The sequence below is a fragment of the Kitasatospora sp. MBT63 genome (genome assembly GCF_000710465.2).
Classification (GTDB): domain Bacteria; phylum Actinomycetota; class Actinomycetes; order Streptomycetales; family Streptomycetaceae; genus Kitasatospora.
In genome coordinates this window covers 1-3,202 of record NZ_JAIZ01000092.1, presented here as the reverse complement: position 1 = coordinate 3,202, position 3,202 = coordinate 1, and the positions used below count along the sequence as shown (strand labels likewise).

Below are 3,202 nucleotides of genomic sequence, written 5' to 3'. Positions count from 1 at the left end.
CCCACCGCATCCCTCCCCCTCCGATCCCCAGCCGCACACGCACACGCAAGGAACGCACCATGAAGGCAGTGACCATCCACACCTACGGCCCCGTCACCGACGTCGTGACGCTCGACGAGGTCCCCGCTCCTGCGGTCGGCCCCCGTGACGTCCTGATCGAGGCCCGGGCCGCCGGGGTCAACCCGATCGACCACCTGATCGTCAAGGGCTTCATGCAGCCCGAGGGCCTCTCCGAGCCCCGGGTGCTCGGCAACGAGGTCGCCGGGGTGGTCGCCGCGGTCGGCGACACGGTCACCGGTTTCGCGGTGGGCGACGAGGTCTTCGCACGGGTCGACCCGCGGGTCGGCGCGGCCTTCGCCGAGTACGTGGCCGTGGACGAGTCGCTGGTGGCGGCCAAGCCCGCCGCCATGTCCTTCGAGGAGGCCGCCTCGCTGCCGCTGGTCGCGCTGACGGCCTGGCAGGCCCTGACCGAGCAGAGCCGCCTGCTGGCCGGGCAGCGGGTGCTGATCCACGCCGGTGCGGGCGGGGTGGGGGCCGCAGCCGTCCAGATCGCCAAGCACCTCGGCGCCGAGGTGGTCACCACCGTCAGCCCGGACAGCATCGAGCTGGCCCGGTCGCTGGGCGCAGACCAGGTGATCGACTACCGCAACGAGAAGTTCGACGAGGTCGTCGAGCCGGTCGACGTGGTCCTCGACACCGTCGGCGGCGAGACCCAGGACCGGTCCTTCCCGCTGCTCAAGCCGGGCGGCACCCTGGTGTCGATCGTCTTCATCCAGGACGCCGAGGCCAAGAAGGCCCGCTGGGGCGTCGAGGCGAACGCCTTCATGATGCGCCCGGACGGCGCCCAGCTCGCCAGGATCGCCGAGCTGGTGACCTCCGGCGAACTGCGGCCCGTCGTCCGGACGGTCCTCCCGCTGGAGCGCGCCGCGGACGCGCTCGCCGAGGTGGAGCGCGGCCGGGCCCGGGGGCGGACGGTGCTCAGCATCTCCGCCTGAGCACCGTTCGGGCGCCGGTCGGCCCGGGAGGCGCACCCTGCCGGGCCCGGGTCGGCGGCGGGGCCAGACACAACGCCGCCCGCGGCGGACCGCCACGTTGCAGGCGGCCGTCCCGGTCTCCGGGGCTTCTGCGCCGGTGGCACCGCGACCGGGCCGACCGTGCTCCACCCGACCGGACGGATGATCCGCCCTGAAGTCGCAGCAGGTCAGAGGTGAGCGAACACGCTGGTGGGGACGGTCTGCTGGAACAGGTCACGTTCGAGGGCGAGGCCATCGTCCAGGGGAAGGGCGAGGCCGTCGAGCACGGCCCGCTTGGCGGCGAACAGGGCCGGGGCGGGGTTGCGGGTGAGCTGGGTGGCCCAATCCTCGGCAAGCTGGGCGAAGCCCTCGGTGGGCAGAACGACGTTGACGATGCCCAGGCGGTGGGCCTCGTCGGCACCGATCACGCGGCCGGTGAGGATCAGGTCCGCAGCCGGTCCCTTGCCGATCAGACGCGGCAGCCGCTGGGTTCCACCGCCGCCGGGAATGATGCCGAAGCGGATCTCGGGTTGGGAGAAATGGGAACGGGCCGAAGCGATCCGCAGCGTGGACGCCAGGGCGGTCTCCAGGCCACCGCCCCATGCTTGGCCGTCGATCGTTGCGATGACCGGCTGCGGAATCGACTCCAGCAGTCCAAGCGCACGTGGCCAGGCCTTCCCGTCCTCGGCACTCAGGGTGCCGGCCGCCGCCCGTCGCAGGATCTCCAGGTCCGCGTGCTTGATGAAGATGCCGTCGATCCCGCTCTTGAGCAGCACGACGCTGATGTCGTCCGTGCGCCGGGCGATCTCCTCCAGGAGGCCGGCCAGCTCGCTCAGGGAGTCCAGGTCCATCTGGTTGTCCGGCAGTCGGCTGAACGTCAATCCCGCGATCTTGTTGCGGGTCTCAACGGTCCAGTTACCCATGACCAGCACGCCTTTCCCTAGATTCGTTGCGGGAGGCGAAGGCGGTACCGCCGCATTCCGCCCGCACTGTCAGTCATCATGGTCCGAGGGCCTCCCCGGGGCCTTCCGCTCAGCGCGTTCGGCCTAACCGGGCGTTTCATCCCTGACTCCGAGGTTCATGCTCCGCGCCAGGTCGGGGTGCTCTCACCGGTGAGCCGACGGGTCATGAGGCAGATCATCGCGACGTGGATCATGGCTTCGGAGCGGGCCGGCAGCGCCTCGCAGTCGCGGGCGAGGCGCCTGTGGTGCATGAGCCGGCCGACGGTCCGCTCGACGACCCAGCGCCGGGGCTGGACGACGAAGCCCCTGGTGGTGGGATCGCGGCGGACAATTTCGACGTCGATGCCCACCGCGGCTCCGTGTTCGACTACGGCGTTCTTGTAGCCCAGGTCGGCCCAGGCCTTGCTGATCGCGGGGTGCTTGGCCGCGACCGCGGACAGCAGCTGCTGACCAGCGGTGCCGTCCTGCACGCTCGCGGCGGTGACCAGCACCACGAGCAGCAAGCCGATGGTGTCGGTGACGATGCTGCGTTTCCTGCCGACGATCCTCTTCCCGACGTCGACACCCTGCGTGGCGGCGGGAACGTTCGTGGAGGTCTTCACGCTCTGGGAGTCGATGATGCACGCCGTCGGCTCCGGATCGCGGCCTTCGGCGGCGCGGACCAGGCGTCGGAGAAGTCCGTTGAGCTGCTCGAACACTCCCTCCTTCTGCCAGCGGGCGAAGTAGGCGTAGACCGGCCGGACAGTTGGCGGGATTCCCCTATCGAACACCCTCTGACGACGCGCAGGACCGGGCCGCCGCCCTGGCCTCCGACTTCCGCGCCACCGAGTACACCTTCGCCCGGCCGGTCGGGGAGCAGACCGCACTGTGGCAGGCGATGCCACCCGGCTGCCGGACCCCGCGGGTGATGCTCGGCTACGCCCAGATCCTGCTCGCGCGGGACTTCGCGATGGCGATGCCCTGGTGCGGCTCTCAGCTCGGTGATGAGCGCGGAGCCCTGTTCGGCCTGCAGCTCGCCTCCGGCGGCGCCCGGCCCGTTCTGGTCGACCCGGCCCGCGGGCCGCGTACGGACGCGAGCGCGTCGATGGCGTTCCTGGGCGAACTCGGCGCTGGCAAGTCCGTTGCGATGAAGGCCGCGGTGTTCAACGTGCTGGCCCACGGCCGCCTGGCGGGCCGGCCAGGCTCGCGCGGGCGGGCGGGCGGGCGGTGATCGTGGACCGCACCAAG

At 71.3% G+C, this 3,202-nt stretch carries 3 protein-coding genes and 1 pseudogene; 2 read left to right on the top strand and 2 right to left on the bottom strand.

Features of this window, described 5'->3' with window-relative positions:
• Positions 1-59: 59 nt before the first annotated feature.
• Positions 60-995 (top strand): NADP-dependent oxidoreductase, encoded by a 936-nt coding sequence (locus AA75_RS06255; RefSeq protein WP_033818770.1) that lies wholly within the window; start codon positions 60-62, stop codon positions 993-995.
• Positions 996-1,201: 206 nt separating this feature from the next.
• On the opposite strand, the gene AA75_RS06250 is transcribed toward AA75_RS06255, so the two are convergent.
• Positions 1,202-1,936: an enoyl-CoA hydratase/isomerase family protein gene (locus AA75_RS06250; protein ID WP_033818772.1), complete on the bottom strand. Its 735-nt coding sequence runs from the start codon at positions 1,934-1,936 to the stop codon at positions 1,202-1,204.
• A gap of 155 nt (positions 1,937-2,091) precedes the next feature.
• Positions 2,092-2,709 (bottom strand): annotated as a pseudogene (locus tag AA75_RS06245) (IS5 family transposase); the annotation flags it as partial.
• Between the two features lie 11 nt (positions 2,710-2,720).
• Here AA75_RS06245 and AA75_RS06240 point away from each other — a divergent pair.
• On the top strand, positions 2,721-3,185 hold the full coding sequence (locus tag AA75_RS06240) for a hypothetical protein (protein ID WP_368666546.1): 465 nt from the start codon (positions 2,721-2,723) through the stop codon (positions 3,183-3,185).
• Positions 3,186-3,202 lie beyond the last annotated feature (17 nt).